Annotated in this window: 17 protein-coding genes; 8 read left to right on the forward strand and 9 right to left on the reverse strand. The window is 69.9% G+C overall.

Going from position 1 to position 17,294, the window contains the following annotated elements:
* Positions 1 to 80 precede the first annotated feature (80 nt).
* Positions 81 to 827 carry a GntR family transcriptional regulator gene (locus tag FHS55_RS05520; protein ID WP_183188717.1) on the forward strand — a complete coding sequence of 249 codons (747 nt, stop codon included), beginning with the start codon at positions 81 to 83 and terminating at the stop codon, positions 825 to 827.
* Between the two features lie 137 nt (positions 828 to 964).
* Here FHS55_RS05520 and infA read toward each other — a convergent pair whose 3' ends face one another.
* Together infA and FHS55_RS05530 are read right to left on the reverse strand one after the other, a co-directional pair.
* On the reverse strand, positions 965 to 1,246 hold the full coding sequence (gene infA, locus FHS55_RS05525) for a translation initiation factor IF-1 (protein WP_183188718.1): 282 nt from the start codon (positions 1,244 to 1,246) through the stop codon (positions 965 to 967).
* A 76-nt stretch (positions 1,247 to 1,322) separates the two neighbouring features.
* Positions 1,323 to 2,879, reverse strand: a complete 1,557-nt coding sequence (locus FHS55_RS05530) for a DEAD/DEAH box helicase (RefSeq protein WP_183188719.1) — start codon at positions 2,877 to 2,879, stop codon at positions 1,323 to 1,325.
* Between the two features lie 241 nt (positions 2,880 to 3,120).
* Here FHS55_RS05530 and FHS55_RS05535 point away from each other — a divergent pair, with 241 nt between their 5' ends.
* The gene (locus FHS55_RS05535; RefSeq protein ID WP_183188720.1) at positions 3,121 to 3,864 is read left to right on the forward strand and encodes a class I SAM-dependent methyltransferase; all 744 of its coding nucleotides are present in this window, start codon (positions 3,121 to 3,123) and stop codon (positions 3,862 to 3,864) included.
* A gap of 25 nt (positions 3,865 to 3,889) precedes the next feature.
* On the opposite strand, the gene metW is transcribed toward FHS55_RS05535, so the two are convergent.
* The gene (gene metW, locus FHS55_RS05540) at positions 3,890 to 4,522 is read right to left on the reverse strand and encodes a methionine biosynthesis protein MetW (protein ID WP_425485796.1); all 633 of its coding nucleotides are present in this window, start codon (positions 4,520 to 4,522) and stop codon (positions 3,890 to 3,892) included.
* Positions 4,523 to 4,557: 35 nt separating this feature from the next.
* Positions 4,558 to 5,748 (reverse strand): homoserine O-acetyltransferase MetX, encoded by a 1,191-nt coding sequence (metX, locus tag FHS55_RS05545; RefSeq protein WP_183188722.1) that lies wholly within the window; start codon positions 5,746 to 5,748, stop codon positions 4,558 to 4,560.
* A 134-nt stretch (positions 5,749 to 5,882) separates the two neighbouring features.
* Here metX and FHS55_RS05550 point away from each other — a divergent pair, with 134 nt between their 5' ends.
* From FHS55_RS05550 to FHS55_RS05560, 3 genes are read left to right on the forward strand one after another with little or no spacing between them, the layout of a single operon-like run.
* Positions 5,883 to 6,845, forward strand: coding sequence for a chorismate mutase (locus FHS55_RS05550; protein WP_183188723.1), 963 nt, complete (start codon positions 5,883 to 5,885; stop codon positions 6,843 to 6,845).
* Between the two features lie 38 nt (positions 6,846 to 6,883).
* Positions 6,884 to 8,023, forward strand: a complete 1,140-nt coding sequence (hisC, locus tag FHS55_RS05555; protein WP_183188724.1) for a histidinol-phosphate transaminase — start codon at positions 6,884 to 6,886, stop codon at positions 8,021 to 8,023.
* A complete protein-coding gene (locus tag FHS55_RS05560) occupies positions 8,013 to 8,948 on the forward strand; it encodes a prephenate/arogenate dehydrogenase family protein (RefSeq protein WP_183188725.1) in 936 nt (311 codons plus the stop codon). Before hisC ends, FHS55_RS05560 begins: the two co-directional genes overlap by 11 nt.
* A 46-nt stretch (positions 8,949 to 8,994) precedes the next feature.
* On the opposite strand, the gene FHS55_RS05565 is transcribed toward FHS55_RS05560, so the two are convergent.
* The 3 genes from FHS55_RS05565 to FHS55_RS05575 form a co-directional block, all read right to left on the reverse strand.
* Positions 8,995 to 9,369, reverse strand: a complete 375-nt coding sequence (locus FHS55_RS05565) for a VOC family protein (RefSeq protein WP_183188726.1) — start codon at positions 9,367 to 9,369, stop codon at positions 8,995 to 8,997.
* Between the two features lie 59 nt (positions 9,370 to 9,428).
* Entirely contained in the window at positions 9,429 to 10,127 is a 699-nt protein-coding gene (locus FHS55_RS05570) for a helix-turn-helix transcriptional regulator (RefSeq protein ID WP_183188727.1), read from the reverse strand.
* Between the two features lie 122 nt (positions 10,128 to 10,249).
* Positions 10,250 to 11,743 carry a CoA-acylating methylmalonate-semialdehyde dehydrogenase gene (locus tag FHS55_RS05575; RefSeq protein ID WP_183188728.1) on the reverse strand — a complete coding sequence of 498 codons (1,494 nt, stop codon included), beginning with the start codon at positions 11,741 to 11,743 and terminating at the stop codon, positions 10,250 to 10,252.
* Positions 11,744 to 11,882: 139 nt separating this feature from the next.
* On the opposite strand from FHS55_RS05575, the gene FHS55_RS05580 reads away from it, so the two are divergent.
* Positions 11,883 to 12,845 (forward strand): LysR family transcriptional regulator, encoded by a 963-nt coding sequence (locus FHS55_RS05580; RefSeq protein ID WP_246339935.1) that lies wholly within the window; start codon positions 11,883 to 11,885, stop codon positions 12,843 to 12,845.
* On the opposite strand, the gene FHS55_RS05585 is transcribed toward FHS55_RS05580, so the two are convergent.
* The gene (locus FHS55_RS05585; RefSeq protein WP_183188729.1) at positions 12,823 to 13,845 is read right to left on the reverse strand and encodes a Bug family tripartite tricarboxylate transporter substrate binding protein; all 1,023 of its coding nucleotides are present in this window, start codon (positions 13,843 to 13,845) and stop codon (positions 12,823 to 12,825) included. The two genes, FHS55_RS05580 and FHS55_RS05585, sit on opposite strands and share 23 nt — an antisense overlap.
* A gap of 185 nt (positions 13,846 to 14,030) precedes the next feature.
* The gene (locus FHS55_RS05590; RefSeq protein ID WP_183188730.1) at positions 14,031 to 14,720 is read right to left on the reverse strand and encodes a GntR family transcriptional regulator; all 690 of its coding nucleotides are present in this window, start codon (positions 14,718 to 14,720) and stop codon (positions 14,031 to 14,033) included.
* 112 nt (positions 14,721 to 14,832) lie between these two features.
* Between FHS55_RS05590 and FHS55_RS05595 the strand changes: the two genes are divergently transcribed.
* Both FHS55_RS05595 and FHS55_RS05600 read left to right on the forward strand, forming a co-directional pair.
* Positions 14,833 to 15,729 carry a dihydrodipicolinate synthase family protein gene (locus tag FHS55_RS05595; protein ID WP_183188731.1) on the forward strand — a complete coding sequence of 299 codons (897 nt, stop codon included), beginning with the start codon at positions 14,833 to 14,835 and terminating at the stop codon, positions 15,727 to 15,729.
* Between the two features lie 239 nt (positions 15,730 to 15,968).
* Positions 15,969 to 17,282: an NAD(P)/FAD-dependent oxidoreductase gene (locus tag FHS55_RS05600; protein ID WP_183188732.1), complete on the forward strand. Its 1,314-nt coding sequence runs from the start codon at positions 15,969 to 15,971 to the stop codon at positions 17,280 to 17,282.
* The last annotated feature ends 12 nt before the right edge of the window (positions 17,283 to 17,294 follow it).

The following is a 17,294-nucleotide window of genomic DNA, read 5'->3' on the forward strand; positions in this document are numbered from 1 at the left end:
CAGGCGGATCGTGTCACCACCGCCCGTGGCGTGAAGCGGCGGGAAATGCTTAAGTCCCCGGACCAGACGCCGGGACCCCCATGAACGACGAGACGACCGAACGGGCCGCGCCCGATGTGCCGGCCACCCGCCGGGGGCGTTCCGAGGCGGTGATTCGCGCGCGGCTGCTGCAGGCCATTTTCGAGCGCCGGCTGCCGCCCGGCGAGAAGCTCACCGAGGAGCGCCTCGCCGAATTGTTCGGCGTCAGCCGCACCGTCGTGCGCCAGGCCCTCGCCCGTCTCGCCCAGGACGGCATTGTCGAGCAGCACCCCAATCGCGGCGCCTTCGTCGCGGCGCCCAGCCGTGCCGATGCGCGCCATGTGCTGGAGGCGCGCGCGGTGGTGGAGCCGGAGGTCGCGCATGCCCTCGCCTGCCGCTGCGGCGCCGAGGCGCTGGCGCGGCTGCGCCGCCACGTGGCGCGCGAGAATGCGGCGCGCGCCGCGGGGGATCGCGGGACGCTGGTGCGGCTCACCGGCGAATTTCATGTCGCGCTGGCGGAAGAGGCGGGCAACCCGGTTTTCGTGCGCCTGCTCACCGAGCTGCACGCGCTGAGCTCGCTCGCCATCCTGCTCTACGCACGCGGCGAGCACGCCGCCTGCCCACCAAGCGAGCACGGCGACATTCTCGGGGCAATCGAGCGCGGCGATGCCGACCAAGCGACGCGGCTGATGCGCGAGCACATCGCGCATGTGGCGGCGGAGATGGATCTCAGCGAACCTGAGGACCGGCCCACGGATCTCGCGCAGGCGCTGGGCATCACGCCCCGCACGCGCCAGCGCTCACGCTGACACGCCGGGCGCGGTAACAGGCCGCTCGAACCGTTTCCGTGAACCAGGGTTCACGGAAACGCCCCGGGCCTGTCTCTCGACGGGTTTTCGTCGCGCAATCCGGTATCGAGCCCGCGCGCGGACGCCCTGCCAAGCGTTCAGCGACGCCGGCCCGGAGGCGGACGGCGCTGGCCGGAACCGATCGGCGGGGTCGGGCCACCGGTCTTGTGGCGGAAGTTGATGCGCCCACGCTCGAGGTCGTAGGGCGACATCTCCACCACCACCCGGTCGCCGACGATGGTGCGGATGCGGTTCTTCTTCATCTTGCCCGCCGCATAGGCGAGAATCTCGTGGTCATTGTCGAGTTTGACGCGGAAATTTCCGTCAGGCAGCACCTCGGTCACGGTGCCGTCGAACTCGAGCAGTTCCTCTTTGGCCATTCCTGGCTCTCCTCGTACAGGCTTATCGAGTGCTTGCCGTCAGGCACATATCCTGACGGCAGCGCTTTTGTCTCGTTCAACGCGCAGGACGGACCGAATTACGCGGTCCGCTGCGCTGCTGCTCGCGTGCCGGACCTTCGGCGCGCTGGCCGTCGCGGCGCGAACCCTCGTGACGGGCGCCCTCGTGACGGGCGCCTTCATGATGAGGACGCTCGTGACGCGGACGTTCCGGGCGCGCACCGCGCTCGTCGGCCCGGGCGGGCTGCATGAAGCGCACGCCCGTCATCTCGCCAGCGGGACGGGGCTCGCCCCGGCCTTCGGGACGCGCGTCCGTGCCGCGATATTCCGGGCGCGGGCCGCGCTGGAAGGGTCGCGCGCTGCGCTCGCCGTCACGACGCGGACCACGGTCGCCCTCACGGCGCGTCGCGCGGGGATCGCGCTCGCGCGGCGAATCGAAGCCTTCCGGCCGCACCGCGCCTTCGCGGCGCGATTCGCCGCGACGGTCCTCCGACGGGATGGTCAGCTTGATCAGGCGCTCGATGTCGCGCAGGAAGGCGCGCTCCTCACCGTCGCACAGCGAGATGGCGATGCCTTCCTTGCCGGCGCGCGCGGTGCGGCCGATGCGGTGGACATAGCTCTCGGGCACGTTGGGCAGGTCGTAGTTCACGACATGGCTGACGCCCGGCACGTCGATGCCGCGGGCGGCGATATCCGTCGCCACCAGCACCTTGACCGTGCCCTGCCGGAAGGCGGCAAGGGCGCGCTCGCGCTGGGGCTGCGACTTGTTGCCGTGGATCGCCTCGGCGGCGATGCCCGCGACGTTCAGGCCCTTCACCACACGGTCGGCGCCGTGCTTGGTGCGGGAGAACACCAGCGCGCGGTCGAGCGCGGTGTCGGAGAGCAGTTCGACCAGCAGGCCCGGCTTGCCGGCGCGATCGGTGAAGATCACCTTCTGCTCGACGCGGTCGGCGGTCTTGGCGACCGGGGTCACGGCGACACGCACCGGATCCTTCAGCAGGGCCTCGGCCAGCTTCTCGATCTCGCGCGGCATGGTGGCCGAGAAGAACAGGTTGCGGCGCTTGGCCGGCAGCTTGGCGACGATGGCGCGGATGGCGTGGATGAAGCCCATGTCCAGCATCTGGTCGGCTTCGTCGAGCACGAACACCTCGACCATGTCGAGCCGCACGGCATCGTTCTGCATCAGGTCGACGAGGCGGCCGGGCGTGGCCACCAGCACATCGACGCCGCCGGCGAGCGAGCGGGCCTGCCGGCCGATCGGCACGCCGCCAATGGCGAGCGCGGTGGAGGGGCGCAGGTGCTTGCCATAGAGGCGGAAGCTCTCGAGGATCTGGCCGGAGAGTTCGCGGGTCGGGCTCAGCACCAGCGCGCGGGCCGAGCGGCGCTCGGGGCGAAAGCGGTTGGTGGCGAGATGGTGGAGAATGGGCAGCGCGAAGGCTGCGGTCTTGCCGGTGCCGGTCTGGGCGATGCCGACGAGGTCGCGGCCCGCCATCACCTGGGGCACGGCTTGCGCCTGGATCGGCGTGGGAATCGTGTGGTTGGCTTCCGCGAGGGCCTTGAGGATCGGTTCGGCAAGGCCAAGTTCGGAGAAAGTGGTCAAGTAGCGTTCTTTCATGGGCGATCGGCTTCGCAGGCATCGGGCCTTGCGAACGCGAACGCGGGGGTCTGAGACACCCCGCGTGGCCTGGGACGTCGGCGATATGTGATGATGAGGGGCTGAAGACTGCTGCGGCTGAACCGAAGCGGACGTCGCGCAACGCGGCCCCGATACGGGCAAACCACCCGTACACCGTGCCTATGTGGCGTAAATACGTGGTGATTTCAAGTCGTCACTGGCCGGGATATAAGCTCGGCCCATGTTTCCCGACGTCGTCGACCTCCGCAGCTTCTATGCCCAGCCCCTCGGCGTGGTCACCCGCCGCCTGATCGGGCGGTCCATCCGCGCGCGCTTTTCCGATGTGCGCGGCCTCGCCGTGCTCGGCATCGGCTATGCCACGCCTTATCTCGGCGTGTTCCGCGAGGAATGCGAGCGCACGCTCGCCTTCATGCCCGGCGCGCAGGGCGTGACCCGCTGGCCCTCCGCCGCGCCGACGCTGGCGGCGCTGGTCGACGAGACCGAGCTGCCGCTGCGCGACGGCATGGTCGACCGCGTCATCGCCGTGCACCTGCTGGAAATGACCCCCGCCGCCGAGGACGTGCTGCGCGAAGTCTGGCGCGTGCTGGCCCCGGGCGGGCGGGTGCTGTGCGTCGTGCCCAACCGGCGCGGCGTCTGGGCGCGGGTCGACAATAACCCGTTCGGCCATGGCCGGCCCTACTCGCGCGGGCAGATCACCGACCTCCTGCGCGAGGCGCTGTTCACGCCGGTCGCCTGGGGCGAGGCGCTCTACATGCCGCCCGTCGCGCATAATTGGCTGCTGCGATCGGCCGTGGCGTGGGAGCGCGCGGGTGCCTCCCTCTCCCTCCCCTTCGCCGGCGTGCATGTGGTGGAAGCGACCAAGCAGGTCTACAAGCCGGTGGTCACCAAACGCCGCGCCGCGCAGCTGCGCGTGCTGCGGCCGGTGCTCGAACCCGTTCTGTCCCCCCGCCCGCTGGGCGGCTGAGGACGGCCCGGCGGGCGCGCGCGGCTCAGTCCTTGCGCGAGAGCAGGAACACCGCCTGCTCGCCGAGCAGGTTCCACACCGCCCAGGGCAGGTTGACGCGCACCGGATGGCCGGACGCGTTGAGCGCCGTGGCGCGCTCGATCTTTGCATCGACCTCCCCCACCAGATCGACAAAGTCGCGAATGGTGCAGAAATGGATGTTCGGCGTGTCGTGCCAGCTATAGGGCAGGTTGTCGGAACTGGGCATCCGGCCATTGACCAGCAGGTCGAGCCGCAGGCGCCAGAAGCCGAAATTCGGGAAGGAGACGATGGCGCGCCGGCCCACGCGCAGCATCTGCTCCAGCACCCATTTCGGCCGCCGCGTCGCCTGGATGGTCTGCGACAGGATCACGTAGTCGAAGGCGCCGTCGGGATAATCGGCGAGGTCGAGATCGGCGTCGCCCTGGATGATGGCGAGACCGCGCGCCACCCCGGCATTGACCCCCTCGCGCGAGAGTTCGATGCCGCGCGCATCGCAGCCGCGCGTGGTGGCGAGCAGCTCCAGCAACTCGCCATCGCCCGAACCGACATCGAGCACGCGCGAGCCGGGCGCCACCATGTCGGCGATCAGCAAGAGGTCGACACGCTTGCCGGAGGCGGCGCGGGCGGCCTCCTTCATGGTGAGGTCGTGGATGGCAATATCGCGCGGCGACATCACGCGACCCCCACCGCGCGGGCCGCGGCATCGATGAAGCCGCGGGTGATGGCGGAGAATTCCGGCTCCTCCAGCAGGAACGCGTCGTGGCCCTTGTCGCTGTCGATCTCGGCAAAGGAAACCTGCGCGCCGGCCGCGTTCAGCGCATGCACCACCGCGCGCGAATCGGCCGTGGTGAACAGCCAGTCGGAGGTGAAGGAGACGAGGCAGAAGCGCGTCCGGCTACCCTTGAACGCATGGGCCAGCACCCCGCCATAATCCGCCGCGAGGTCGAAATAATCCATGGCGCGGGTCACGTAGAGATAGGAATTGGCGTCGAACCGGTCGACGAAGGCCTCGCCCTGGTGGCGCAGATAGGATTCCACCTGGAAATCCGCGTCGAACGAGAAGGTGTGCCCGTCGCGGTCCTGCAGCCGGCGGCCGAACTTCCGGTGCAGCGAACTGTCGGACATATAGGTGATGTGCGCCGCCATGCGCGCGACCGCGAGGCCCCGCCGCGGGCTGGTGCCCTCGACCAGGTAGCGCCCGGCGCGCCAGTCGGGATCGGCCATGACCGCCTGGCGGCCGACCTCGTGAAAGGCGATGTTCTGCGCCGAGTGGCGCGCCGCCGTGGCGATCGGCATCGCCGCGAAGACCCGCTCGGGATAGCTCGCCGCCCATTGCAGCACCTGCATGCCGCCCATGGAGCCGCCCACAACGGCCAGCAGCCGCTGGATGCCGAGATGGTCGACCAGCATGGACTGCGCGCGCACCATGTCGCGGATGGTCACGACCGGCAGGTCGAGCCCATAGGGCCGGCCGGTCGCCGGATTGGTGGAGGACGGCCCCGTGGTGCCGAGGCACCCGCCGAGCACGTTGGAAGCGATGACGAAGAAGCGGTCGGTGTCGATCGGCTTGCCCGGCCCCACCAGCGTCTCCCACCAGCCGGGCTTGCCGGTGACGGGATGCACGTTGGCGGCGTGCTGGTCGCCCGACAGCGCGTGGCACAGCAGGATGGCGTTGCTGCGCGCGGCGTTGAGCGTGCCATAGGTCTGGTAGGCGATCTGGAACGGGCTCAGCATGCCGCCGGCGTCGAGCGGCAGCGGCGCATCGGCACCGAAGCGCGCCACCAGCGAATGCGGATGGTCCGCCTCGCCGCGCGCGGCCTCATAAAACGGCCTTTCCAGGGTGGTCGTGTCGCCTTCGGCCATGATCAACCGTCCAACCGGACAAACAGTTCGTTATACCGGACGCACGGATGATCCCACAGCACCGGCTTGTCAATATCGGGCACGGTGAGATTTTGTTTTGCGCCGCGCGCGCACGGCGCTAGGAACATCGGCCGATGAACGAGAACCCTCGCCCCCTCGCCACGCCCGACGACGCCTCGGTTCTGAACGCCGGCAGCGCCCCCCCCGCTCCCGCGCCAGACCTCGCGGTGCTGCGTTCGGAAATCGACCGCATCGACGCGGCGATGCACGCGCTTTTGATCGAGCGCGGCCAGATCATCGACCGGCTGGTGGCGGTGAAGCGGGCGCGCGGCGCCGAGGGCGGCTCCGCCTTTCGCCCGGCGCGCGAGGCCTCGATGATGCGCCAGCTGGTGGACCGCCACCGGGGCATCCTGCCGCTCGATACGGTGGAAGGCATCTGGCGGGTGATCATCTCCACTTTCACCTATGTGCAGGCGCCCTATGCCGTGCATGCGGACCTGGCCGCCGGCGAGGCCGCGATGCGCGATACCTCGCGCTTCCATTTCGGCTTCACCGTGCCCTTCGTCGCGCATATGGGCCCCGCGGGCGTGGTGGCGGCGGTGGCTGCCTCGCGCGGCGACCTCGGCCTCGTCCCCGCCTTCGCCCCGCCCGGCGCCAGCGCCTGGTGGACCGCGCTCGAAGGCGCGCACGCGCCCAAGATCATCGCCCGGCTGCCCTTTGTGGAGCGCGCCGACCACCCCGCCGGCCTGCCCGTCTTCTGCATCGCCCACCCGGTGACGGATGGCGCGGTGACGGAGGTGGAGACCTGGAGCCTGCATGTCGGCGGCTGGTCCGCCCAGGCCGCCCGCGCGCTCGCCCCGCTGGCCGATGTCATCGCCGTGCCCGATCGCGGGCTCGATGGCGCGGCGCTGCTGGTGTCGATCCCGGTCGGCGGTGCGGTCGCGCTCGATGCCGTGCTCGCGACGCTGCGGGCGGCCGGCGCCTCGGTGCGTGCAGTGGCCCTCGTGGGTAGCCATGCGCGCCGCCATACCCATTCGCCGCACCCCGCGCTGCCGCCGGGCGCCGCCCCCATCGACGCCCGCGCCGGAAACCCCTGACGCGCGCCCTCCCTTTCCGCCCCTTCGGAGTGCCTGCCATGTCGTCCGCCACCCTCCCGAGCCGTCCCGTCCCGCGCCCCGGCGTGCTGGCGATCGAGGCCTATGTGCCCGGCAAGGCGAGCGCGGGGCCGGGCACAAGGGTGTTCAAGCTCTCGGCCAACGAGAACCCGCTCGGCGCCAGCCCGAAGGCGCTGGAGGCCTACCGCTCCCTCGACGCGCTGGAACTCTACCCCGACGGCTCCTCGCTCAAGCTGCGCGAGGCGATCGGCGCCGCCTACGGGCTCGACCCCGCGCGCATCGTCTGCGGCACCGGCTCGGACGAGCTGCTCATGCTCACGGCTCTGGCCTTCGCGGGCCCGGGCGACGAGGTGCTCTATTCGCAATATGGCTTCCTGGTCTACCGCATCGCCACGCTGGCGGCCGGAGCGACGCCGGTGGTGGCGCCGGAGACGGACCATCATTCCGACGTCGACGCGCTGCTGGCGGCGGTGACGGATCGCACGCGCGTGGTCTTCCTCGCCAATCCCAACAACCCGACCGGCACCTACCTGCCCTTCGACGAGATCAAGCGCCTGCAGCGCGGCCTGCCGCCGAACGTGCTGCTCGCGCTCGACGCGGCCTATGCGGAATATGTGCGCCGCAACGATTATGAATCCGGCATCGAGCTGGTCGCCACCACGCAGAACGTGCTGATGCTGCGCACCTTCTCCAAGATCCACGGGCTTGCCGCCCTGCGCGTCGGCTGGGCCTATGGCTCGGCCGAGGTGATCGACGCGCTCAACCGCATCCGCGGCGCCTTCAACGTCTCCGCGCCCGGCATCGCCGCCGCCATCGCGGCGATCCAGGACACGGGCCACACCGAGGCGGCGGTCGCGCATAACGAGCAATGGCTGCCCTGGCTGACGCACGAACTGACCGCGCTGGGGCTGACGGTCACGCCGAGCGTCACCAATTTCCTGCTGGTGCATTTCCCCGACGCGCCGGGCAAGACCGCGAAGGAGGCCGACGCCTTCCTGATGCAGCGCGGGCTGATCCTGCGGCGGGTGGATTCCTATGGCCTGCCGGGCGCGCTGCGCCTGACCATCGGCACCGAGGAGGCGAACCGCCTGCTGGTCGCCGCGCTGGCGGAATTCCTCGGAAAGACGGGCGAACGGGCGGGCACGGGTCATGGTGCTTGATCCCCCGCTGGCGCAGCCGCTGGTCGGCCGGCTCGCCGTCATCGGCATCGGGCTGATCGGCTCCTCCATCCTGCGCGCGGCAGCGGCGCGCAAGCTGGCGGGCACGCTCATCGCCTATGACGGCGATGCGGCGGTGCGCGCCCGCGCGGCCACGCTCGGCCTCGCGGACCTCATTGCCGCCACACCCGCCGAAGCCGTGGCGGGCGCCGACATCGTCATCCTGTGCGTGCCGGTCGGCGCCATGGGCGCGGTGGCGCAAGCCATCGCCCCGCATGTGGCGCCGGGCGCCATCGTCTCCGATGTCGGCTCGGTGAAGGGCGCGGTGCTGAACGCGCTGCGGGCGCATCTGCCCGAGGGCGTGCACGTCATTCCCGGCCATCCGGTGGCGGGAACGGAGTATTCCGGCCCGGATGCCGGCTTTGCCACGCTGTTCCAGAACCGCTGGTCGATCCTCACCCCGCCAGAGGGCGCGGATGCGGATGCGGTGGCCAGGCTCTCGGGGCTGTGGAGCGCGATGGGCGCCAATGTCGAGATCATGACGCCCGAGCACCACGATCTGGTGCTGGCCATCACCTCGCATGTGCCGCACCTCATCGCCTACAACATCGTCGGCACGGCGGCGGACCTCGAAAACGTCACCCAGTCGGAAGTGATCAAGTACTCGGCCGGCGGCTTCCGCGACTTCACCCGCATCGCGGCGTCCGACCCCACCATGTGGCGCGACGTGTTCCTCAACAATCGCGCGGCGGTGATCGAGGTGCTGGGCCGCTTCACCGAGGACCTGATCGCACTGCAGCGGGCGATCCGCTGGGCCGAGGGGGACAAGCTGTTCGACCTGTTCACCCGCACCCGCGCCATCCGCCGCTCGATCATCGAGATCGGCCAGGAGACGGCGGAGCCCGATTTCGGCCGCGAGCGGGGGTGAGACGGCGGGCGACCCCCGCCGCCTCCCGCCCCTCATCCCACGTCGCCTAAATCGCCGCGCCCAGCGCATAGACCCGCAGCCGATGACCATCGGGATCAAGGGCAACGAAGCTGCGGCCGAAATCGAGATCGGTCGGCTTCAGGGCGATGGCGACGCCCTGCGCGGCCCAGCTTTCATAGGCGGCATCGACGGCGGCGGCATCCGCGACCTTGAAGCCGATCTCGCCGCCGCCGGCGCGCAGCTGCGGCGCCGGCTGCACGTCGTCGCGCCGCCACAGGCCCAGCGCCACGCCCGCCGCCAGCGGGAACAGGGCGAAACCGGGGCTCTGCTCGATCGGGTCACGCTCCAGCAGGCGGGTGTAGAAGCGGGCGCTGGCAGCGGGATCGTTGACATAGAGAAGGATATTGCTGGCGTCGGTCATGGTGGGCCCCATCGGTGGATCGAGGACACCCATCTATCGCCCCCTGCTGCCAGTTTCCGTCAGCAGCCAGCGCCGCCCGCCAGCTTTTGCTGCTGGCGCCACGCGGTCATCAGCGCGGCGCGACGCTGCGGGTAGCGCTGCTCGGTGATGTCGGCGCGGATGATGCGATCGGTGCGGAAAGAGCGGAAATCGCCGCGCAGTTCGCACCAGCCCAGCAGCAGCCGCACCTGGTCGAAGAAGGCGAGCGCGAAGGGCCAGACCGTGCGCGAGCTCGCCGCGCCCTGCGCATCGCGATAGGCGAGGACCAGCTTGCGCTCGGTGCGTATCGCCTTGCGCAGCAGCGCCGGGTCGACGATATCGACCGGGATCGGCGCGCCGGGCGCGACAATGAGCGAGGACGCGTCCATTTCCGCGCGCAGCGTCGCCGTCAGCACCGCTCCGATGCGCGCCAGCGCCGAGCGCGCCGCTTCGGCGAGGTGCCCGTCGAGCCGCTCGGCCACCCAGCGCGAGCCGAGCACCAGCGCCTCCAGCTCCTCGGGCGAAAACATCAGCGGCGGCAGCAGGAAGCCGGGCTTGAGCACATAGCCCACCCCCGCCTCGCCCTCGATGGTCGCCCCCTGCGCCTGCAGCGTGGCGATGTCGCGATAGAGCGTGCGCAGGCTCACGCCCAGCTCGTGCGCCAACACCTTGCCGCTCACCGGCCGTCGATGGCGGCGCAGCAGCTGCAGCAGATCGAGAAGCCGTTCGGAGCGCGACATGCGGGGATGATAGCAGGCCTGCTGCCGCAAACTGGCAGCAGGGAATGTCCCTCAAACGAAAATGCCCGGCTCCTCGCCGGGCATTCCATAGTGCTTGACCGCGTCCGAACCCTGGCCGGACCTCAGTTCCCGGTCGTCGGCATGACGAACTGGGCGCCCTCGCGGATGCCGGTGGGCCAGCGGGCGGTGGTGGTCTTCATCTTGGTGTAGAAGCCCACGCCTTCCATGCCGTAGACGTTGCGGTCGCCGAATACCGAGCGCTTCCAGCCGCCGAAGGAGTGGAACGCCACCGGCACCGGGATCGGCACGTTGATGCCGATCATGCCCGCCTTGGCGTCGCGGTCGAAGGTGCGGGCGCTGTCGCCGTCGCGGGTGAAGATGGCGGCGCCATTGCCGTATTCGTGGTCGTTCACCAGCTGGAGCGCCTCGGCGAAACTATCCACCCGCACGACGGAGAGCACCGGGCCGAAGATCTCGTCCTTGTAGATCTTCATGTCGGGGGTGACGTCGTCGAACAGGCAGCCGCCGATGAAATAGCCGTCCTCATAGCCCTGCAGCTTCAGGCCGCGCCCGTCGACCACGAGCTTCGCGCCTTCCGCGACGCCGGCATCGACATAGCCGGAGACCTTGGCGAGGTGCTCCTTCGTGACCAGCGGGCCCATCTCGCTGTCGCGATCGAGGCCGGGGCCCACTTTCAGCGCGCGCACCTTCGGCACCAGCTTGTCGAGCAGCGCATCGCCCACGCCGCCCACCGCCACGGCGACCGACACCGCCATGCAGCGCTCGCCGGCCGAGCCATAGCCCGCGCCCATCAGCGCATCGACCGTCTTGTCGAGGTCGGCGTCGGGCATGACGACGAGGTGGTTCTTGGCGCCGCACAGCGCCTGCGCGCGCTTACCGTGTGCGGCGGCGGTCTTGTAGACATACTCACCGATGGCCGTGGAGCCGACGAAGCTGACCGCGGCGACGTCGGGATGGGTCAGCAGCGCGTCGACCGCTTCCTTGTCGCCCTGCACCACGTTGAACACGCCGGCCGGCAGGCCGGCTTCCGCCAGCAGTTCGGCCAGCATCAGCGAGGGGGTCGGGTCCTTCTCGGAGGGCTTCAGCACGAAGCTGTTGCCGCAGGCGATCGCCACCGGGAACATCCACATCGGCACCATGACGGGGAAGTTGAACGGGGTGATGCCGGCCACCACGCCGAGCGGGTGGCGGGCCGAGAACACGTCGACGCCGCGCGCCACCTGCTCGGTGAAATCGCCGCGCAGCAGATGCGGGATGCCGCAGGCGAACTCGACCACCTCGATGCCGCGGGTCACCTCGCCCTTGGCATCCTCGAAGGTCTTGCCGTGCTCGCGGGTGATGGCCTCGGCCAGCGCGTCGATGTCGCGCTCCAGCAGCGCCTTGAACTTGAACATCACGCGGGCGCGGGTCAGCGTGGGGGTATCGGCCCAGCCCGGGAAGGCCGCGGCCGCCGCGGCCACCGCCTCGCCCACCGTCGCGGTGGAGGCGAGCAGCGCCTCGCCGGTCTGCGCGCCGGTCGCGGGATCGAAGACCGGCGCCGTCCGTCCGGCAGTGGTGACGCTCTTGCCGCCGATGTAATGCCCGATGACCGCCATGACGATCTCCCCTGTTTGTGTGACCCTCGTTGTGCTTGCCGAAACAGCTCACTTCAACGACGATGTTCCCGCATCCGTTGTGCGTAAACGGGCTAACAAGAACAGACAATCAAGAATAAGCGCGACGGAGGCGACCATGATGGACTGGGATCACCTGCGGATTTTCCTCGCCGTGGCGCGGGCCGGCCAGATGCTGGCGGCGGCGCGCCAGCTCGGGCTCGACCATGCCACGGTGGGCCGCCGGCTTGCGGCGCTGGAGGCCGGCCTGGGGTCCAAGCTCATCGAGCGCCGCACCACGGGCAGCGAACTCACTCCGGCGGGCGAGCGCCTGCTCGCCCATGCCGAGCGTATCGAGACCGAAATGCTGCAGGCGCAGGCCGCGCTCGGCAATGTCGATCTCGCGCTGGCCGGCACCGTGCGGATCGGCGCACCGGACGGCTTCGGCACCTATTTCCTGGCCCCCCGGCTCGGCCGGCTCGCGGATGAACATCCCAGCCTCACCATCCAGCTCGCGCCGCTGCCGCGCAGCTTCTCGCTGCCCAAGCGCGAGGTGGACATCGCGGTGACGCTGCAGCGCCCGGGCGAGGGGCGGCTCGTCGCCCGCAAGCTCACCGATTACAGCCTCGGCGTCTACGCCACGCGCGACTATCTGGAGCGCACCGGGCCGGTCGCGCGGCTCGCCGATCTCGCCGGACGCCTGCTGGTGACCTATGTGCCCGATCTCGTCTATTCGCCGGCCCTCGACTATTTCGAGGCGTTTCGCGAAGTGGAGGCCCGGCGGCTCGAATGCGCCAGCGTGGTCGGGCAGATGGAGGCGGTGCGCGCCGGGGCGGGCATCGGCATCTTGCACGACTACGCCGCCCGCGCGCATGGCGAACTGGTGCGGCTATTGCCGGAACTGAGTTTCCGCCGTGCCTACTGGCTCGTCACCCATGCCGATATTCACGGGCTGCGGCGCATCCGCGAAGTCGAGGATTTCATCGCCGGCGCGGTGCGCGAGGCGCGCGGCAGCTTCATCGCGGCGGATCTGCCCCGGCCCGCCCTCGTGCCGGCGGACGGAGTGGGCAGCGCCGGGGGCGTCAGATCAGACCGAGCGCGCTGATCTGGCTGCGCACGCGGTTGGTCTCCTCGCGCACGAAGCGTGCGAAATCCTCGCCCGTCCTCAGGCTGCTCTGCCAATTGTACTGGAACAGCCGCGCCCGCCATGCCTGGCCCGCGACCATACGCTCCATCAGCCCGACCAGATCGGCCTGACTGTCGACGCCGATCCCCGGCGGGGCGAACACGCCGCGCCAGTTGGCCAGCCGGATATCGACGCCTTGTTCGGCAAAGGTCGGCACGGCCACGCCTGGCAGGCGCTGCGAGGACGAGATGGCCAGCGCCCGCAGCCGCCCGACATTCACCTCCGGCAGAATATCGCCGAGGCTGCAAACGACGCCGACCGCCGCCCCGCGCACCGCGGCATCCGCCGCGCCAACGCCGCCGACATAGGGATGATAGCCGACGAGACGCCCGGAAATGCCGACATGGCGTGCCAGCATGCCGACCAGCAGATGATCCGTGCTGCCGAGCGAGGAACCCACGAAGGATACCGCGTCAGGCTGCTGCCGCATCGCCGAGAGCAGGTCGCCCAGCGACCGGAACGGCGAATCGACGCTGACCGCGAGGATGAGGTTCTCCGTGATGAGACAGGCAATCGGCGTCAGGTCGGACAGGCTGACGGCGAGATGCTGCATGACGGCGACGCCCGCCATGCCGATACCGCACACCATCAGCAGATCGGTACGCCCGCGCTCGCGGTCGACGAACTGCACGAGACCACCCGCCGCGGTGCCGGGATGATAGGCCGTTACGGGATCGGCGACGAGGCCGGTCTCGCGCAGGCTCATGTCGATCGCCTGGGCGAGGCGCTCCAGCCCCCCGCCCCCGCCCCCGCCGGCCGGCACGAACAAGGCGAGCGGCCCGGTTTCGCGCGCGGAGGGCTGCAACTGTGCTTGTGTCGATGGCTGGGCCTGCGCCCACGCCACCGACCCGGCCGGGCCCGCGGCGGGCAGGGCGACAAGGACACCGGCTACACCGGTGATGAAGCGGCGTCGGTTCATGGGCGCGAGGGTCCCTGCCGGCTGCCTATGACGGCACCGTGAAGGTTCCCGCATAACGCTTCGTCACCCGGCTCGAAAGTCTTAAGTGGCAAGCTTCGATGCCCAGCCGGATGTTTTTTGAGGCGGGAACATGGCCGTTCATGCAAAGCGGTATATAAATACCCCGAACATTGTCGCCGCGTATCCTAGCCGGCGAGGACCGCTTTCTCACCGGCACGGCTGCGACTGAGAAAATCCACCAGCGAGCGGCCCGCCGCCAGAATATGCTCGCGGGTCAGCGCCGCCGCCTGGTCGGCATCGCGCGCCACCACGGCCGCCAGGATCTGCTCGTGCTCACGCTGCGCCCGCGCCATGCCGTCGGTCAGCACCAGCTGGGCGCGCGAGTAGCGGTCCACCCGGTCGAGCGCGGCGTTGATGGTGGAGAGGTAATAGGGCCGCGCCGAATCCTCATACAGCGCATAGTGGAAGCGCCGGTTGAGCTCTCCCCAGCGCGCGCTGTCCGGCTCGCTGGCGAAGGACGCGGCGAAGTCGCCGGCCCGCGCGAGCGCCGCCTCCGACATGCGCGGAATCGCCAGCCGCAGCACCTCCGGCTCGATCAGCGCGCGAAACTCGAACACTTCCTCGATTTCCGCGATGGAGAGGCTGGAGACCACCGCGCCCCGATAGCGCTGTGTCGAGACCAGGCCCTGCTCCTCCAGCCGGGTCAGCGCCTCGCGCACCGGGATGCGGCTGACATTGAACATGCGGGCGATGCGGTCCTGGCGCAGGGCCTCGCCCTCCTTCACCTCGCCCTGGGTGATGGCCTCGCGCAGCGCCTCGAAGATCACCTCGGAAGCCGAGGCCATCTGGCCGATATCGGTCGCCTTCACCTTCATGTCGCATTCCCTCGACGAACGAAAAAAGGATATTGCAAATTGGATCCAAAAAATAGATGCTCCCGACGAATTCCTTGCAGCCCAATTCCGTCACGCATCAGGAGCGCGAGCCATGTGGACAGGTGTCTTCCCCGCCGTTACCGCCAAGTTCACCGAGGCTGGCGCTCTTGACGCCCGCGAAATGGAGCGTTGCTTCGCCCTCCAGATCGATGCCGGCGTCGACGGCATCATCGTCAACGGCTCGCTCGGCGAAGGCCCCATGCTCTCGCATGACGAGCGCCTCGAGGTGCTCGCCATCGCCAAGTCGGTGGCCGGCCGCAAGCCGGTGCTGATGACCATTGCCGACGCGGCGACCCGCGATTGCGCCGCCCTCGCCTCCCGCGCCCACACGGCCGGCGCGGACGGGCTGATGGTGGTGCCGAGCCTCGTCTACCACACCAACCCGAAGGAAACGGTCGCGACCCTCAACGCGGTGGCGCAGGCCGGCGACCTGCCGGTGATGATCTATTCCAACCGCGTCGCCTACCGGGTCGACGTCACCATCGAGATCATGGCCGAACTGGCCCGGGATTCCCGCTTCGTGGCGATCAAGGAATCCTCCGACGATATCCGCCGCAGCACCGAGATCATCAACGCGCTGGGCAGCCGCTTCGACGTCTTCACCGGCGTCGACAATCTCGCCTATGAGGCGCTCGCCGTCGGCGCGGTCGGCTGGGTGGCAGGCCTCGTGGTCGCCTTCCCGGAAGAGACGGTCGCCATCTATCGGCTGATGAAGGCCAAGCGCTATGACGAGGCGCTGGCGATCTATCGCTGGTTCCGTCCGCTGCTCGACCTCGACGTGTCGACCTATCTCGTGCAGAATCTGAAGCTGGTCGAGGCGCTGGTGACCGGCACCACCGAACATGTGCGCGCGCCCCGGCTGCCGCTGGAAGGCGCGCAGCGCGCCAAGGTCGAGACGATCGTCGCCGAAGCGCTGGCCACCCGCCCGACTCTCGCCAGGGCTGCCTGAAGCCGGCCTGAAGCGGCGGGCCGGAAGGCCTCTCGGAGGGCCGCATGGGAGCATCTGCCGCGGGCGATGTCGGTCCTACCGCGGCCATGGCGGGCATCATGAGACCAAAGACCCCGCCGCCCGGGCTTGACCCGGGAGGTGGAAAGGCCGAGGTGCCCGGCCGGAGCGTCAGGACGGCGTCGATTCCCGGGGATCGGACCCGGCCGTGAAGGTCGCGACAGAGATCTCAGCAGGGCAGAATGAACAGCCACTCGGTTGCCGCCAACGCCGTCCGCGCCGCTGCCGGTGACGGCCAGCCCCCGGCACACAACGACGCGGCCAGCGACATCATCGTCATCGGCGCCGGTATTGTCGGCCTCGCCGCCGCCTTCCACCTCATCGGCGAGGGCCGGCGGGTGCGCCTGCTGGAGCGCAACGGCGTGGCGGAAGGGGCGAGCTATGGCAATGCCGGCGCCTTCGCCTTCACCGACATCCTGCCTCTGGCCTCGCCCGGCATCCTGCGCAAGGCGCCGACCTGGCTGCTGGATCCGCTCGGGCCCCTGTCGGTTCCCCCGTCCTACCTGCCGCGCATCCTGCCGTGGCTGATCCGCTTCGGCCGCGCCGGCCTGCCCGATCGCTACCGCCATTCGCTGCTGGTGCAGGCGCGGCTCATGCGGCTCGCCGCCACCGCGATGGACGCCATGGTCGACGCCGCCGGGCTGCGCCCGCTGGTGCGGCGCGACGGCAATCTCCAGCTTTACGAGAGCGAGGCGGAATGGCAGGCCGCGCTGCCCGGCTGGGAAGCGCGCGCGAGCGAGGGTATCCGCTTCGAGCACGCGCGCGGCGAGCGCCTGGCGGAACTCCAGCCCGGCCTCTCGCCGCGCTTCACGGTCGGCACCTTCACCCCGCACTGGCAGACGGTGGCCGACCCCTACCGCTTCGCGATGACGCTGTTCGATACCGTGATCGCGCGCGGCGGCACCATCACCCATGGCGAGGCGGTGCGCCTCGAACCGGGGCCGGATGGCGTGCGTGTCCACCTCGCCGACGGCTCCCGGCTGCTCGCCGGCCAGGTCGTGCTGGCGGGCGGCGCCTGGTCGCGCCCGCTGGCGAAAGGGCTGGGCGATGCCGTTCCGCTGGAGACCGAGCGCGGCTACAACACGACGCTGCCGGGAACCGCCTTCGACCTCCGGCGCCAGCTCACCTTCGGCGGCCACGGCTTCGTGGTTTCGCCGCTCGTCACCGGCATCCGCGTCGGCGGCGCGGTGGAACTGGGCGGGCTCACCGCACCTCCCAATTTCAGGCGCTCCGAAGCGATGCTGAAAAAGGCCGCCACCTTCCTGCCGGGCCTCAGGACCGAAGGCGGGCGGCAATGGATGGGCTTTCGCCCCTCGATGCCCGATTCGCTCCCCGTCATCGGCCCCTCGACCGCCGACCCACGCGTGTTCTATGCCTTCGGCCACGGCCATCTCGGCCTGACACAGAGCGCGGCGACCGGCCGGCTCATCGCCGAGCTGGCCGGCGGGCGCCCGCCCTCGATCCCGATCGATTCCTTCCGTCCCGACCGCTTCTGACGCCCCCATCTG

Source organism: Ancylobacter tetraedralis, from assembly GCF_014195655.1.
Taxonomy (GTDB): Bacteria; Pseudomonadota; Alphaproteobacteria; order Rhizobiales; family Xanthobacteraceae; genus Ancylobacter; species Ancylobacter tetraedralis.

Coding starts and splice junctions, on each gene's coding strand:
- FHS55_RS05520 (WP_183188717.1), top strand. CDS start 81: ATGAACGACGAGACGACCGAACGGGCCGCGCCCGATGTGCCGGCCACC.
- metW (WP_425485796.1), bottom strand. CDS start 4,522: ATGAAGGAGGCCGCCCGCGCCGCCTCCGGCAAGCGTGTCGACCTCTTG.
- metX (WP_183188722.1), bottom strand. CDS start 5,748: ATGGCCGAAGGCGACACGACCACCCTGGAAAGGCCGTTTTATGAGGCC.
- FHS55_RS05530 (WP_183188719.1), bottom strand. CDS start 2,879: ATGAAAGAACGCTACTTGACCACTTTCTCCGAACTTGGCCTTGCCGAA.
- FHS55_RS05580 (WP_246339935.1), top strand. CDS start 11,883: ATGGACTGGGATCACCTGCGGATTTTCCTCGCCGTGGCGCGGGCCGGC.
- FHS55_RS05550 (WP_183188723.1), top strand. CDS start 5,883: ATGAACGAGAACCCTCGCCCCCTCGCCACGCCCGACGACGCCTCGGTT.
- FHS55_RS05570 (WP_183188727.1), bottom strand. CDS start 10,127: ATGTCGCGCTCCGAACGGCTTCTCGATCTGCTGCAGCTGCTGCGCCGC.
- FHS55_RS05535 (WP_183188720.1), top strand. CDS start 3,121: ATGTTTCCCGACGTCGTCGACCTCCGCAGCTTCTATGCCCAGCCCCTC.
- FHS55_RS05590 (WP_183188730.1), bottom strand. CDS start 14,720: ATGAAGGTGAAGGCGACCGATATCGGCCAGATGGCCTCGGCTTCCGAG.
- infA (WP_183188718.1), bottom strand. CDS start 1,246: ATGGCCAAAGAGGAACTGCTCGAGTTCGACGGCACCGTGACCGAGGTG.
- hisC (WP_183188724.1), top strand. CDS start 6,884: ATGTCGTCCGCCACCCTCCCGAGCCGTCCCGTCCCGCGCCCCGGCGTG.
- FHS55_RS05575 (WP_183188728.1), bottom strand. CDS start 11,743: ATGGCGGTCATCGGGCATTACATCGGCGGCAAGAGCGTCACCACTGCC.
- FHS55_RS05595 (WP_183188731.1), top strand. CDS start 14,833: ATGTGGACAGGTGTCTTCCCCGCCGTTACCGCCAAGTTCACCGAGGCT.
- FHS55_RS05600 (WP_183188732.1), top strand. CDS start 15,969: ATGAACAGCCACTCGGTTGCCGCCAACGCCGTCCGCGCCGCTGCCGGT.
- FHS55_RS05560 (WP_183188725.1), top strand. CDS start 8,013: ATGGTGCTTGATCCCCCGCTGGCGCAGCCGCTGGTCGGCCGGCTCGCC.
- FHS55_RS05585 (WP_183188729.1), bottom strand. CDS start 13,845: ATGAACCGACGCCGCTTCATCACCGGTGTAGCCGGTGTCCTTGTCGCC.
- FHS55_RS05565 (WP_183188726.1), bottom strand. CDS start 9,369: ATGACCGACGCCAGCAATATCCTTCTCTATGTCAACGATCCCGCTGCC.